The sequence below is a fragment of the Oleiphilus sp. HI0079 genome, from assembly GCF_001635105.1.
The window spans coordinates 1-1,172 of record NZ_LWFT01000071.1; the positions used below are offsets into that span (position 1 = coordinate 1).

Consider the following 1,172-nt stretch of genomic DNA (forward strand, 5'->3'; position numbering starts at 1 on the left):
TGGAAATCTCATCGAGTTCATGGTTTTAAATTTGGGGAAAAGGTCAGGTCCTGTCGAAGCAACAGTCGATAACGAGCTTAGGTTTTTTTCAGTTTATTGGATCGCTTTTGGTGTGTTTTGTTTTTGGGTCGCTCGTAACCTTGGTTCCCAGATTCAATTCGTCCCTTTCATAGCATTTTTTTTCTTATTAGGTGGTGTAGGAAGGTTAGTTTCAACTCTAACCATAGGTGCTCCAGCGTTAGTCTTGGTACCAGCAATGGTATTAGAATTTGTATTGTCTTTGGTGATCTTCGCACTGTATTGGCAACACCAAAAAAGAACATAACCAAACATTTAGTCGAACTCACGCCTTGCTGGCGCTCATGGACTCCGTATTTGTTATCAGCTGATGACCAAAATAATTAAGGGGAAAGTAACATTCAGATAAAGGCGACTAGTTCATTATTGTCGAGCACTAACCTCATTTGAATGTCTGTTTGCCTCTTGAAGAGAGTAAAGCTAGAACACTTGTCTGATGTCCGCTATTTGGTGAATACTGACCGTTTGGAAACAGGATTTTAGAAATCTCACGATGAAGAACGGGGCAAGAGAGGACCTAGAACCTCAAAAGTTAACATCTCTTGAAAGCGACTTTCGCGCCGTGGGCTTAAACTAGGCCGTTAAATAAAATCGGCAGTTAATTAAAACGCAGACGCATGAGCAATGATTGTGAGCTCTCATTTGAGTAAACTAATCGACAGTACACAGCGTATCTTCCAACGGGTGATGATTTATGAGGCTATCGTATTGTTGAGTAGATGTGTTAAAGCAAATCCGGCGTGGCCTAGTATAAGATCTGTACTGCTGCTGTTTACGGCCGTTTTTATCTTAGGGGGCTGCAGCACCACAACCTGGCGTGATGCGACCCGCGAGTCGGCAAATATTGCTCCGCTTCCTTCCGAATACACCGACGCGATTGTGCAGGTTTATGCTGCCGATACTTGGGGGTGGAGGGGTATCTTCGCGGTGCATACGTGGATTTCAGTCAAGCCAAGTAACGCGGACACGTACACTGTTTTGGAAGTGGTCGGATGGCGCGCGAAGTGGGGTGTTCCTGTACTGCGTGTTGAGGCGGATCTGCCTGACAGACACTGGTACGGCGCTGAGCCTGAGCTCGTTTATGAAAAACGGGG

2 protein-coding genes are annotated in these 1,172 nt (G+C 45.4%); both read left to right on the forward strand.

Annotation, left to right across the window (positions count from 1 at the left end; genetic code table 11):
- Positions 1 to 325, forward strand: a 325-nt coding sequence (locus tag A3750_RS01075; RefSeq protein WP_156498288.1) for a DUF4345 domain-containing protein, incomplete at its 5' end; no start/stop codon positions are given.
- Between the two features lie 395 nt (positions 326 to 720).
- A partial coding sequence (locus A3750_RS01080) for a DUF3750 domain-containing protein (RefSeq protein WP_231871661.1) occupies positions 721 to 1,172 on the forward strand: 452 nt, incomplete at its 3' end.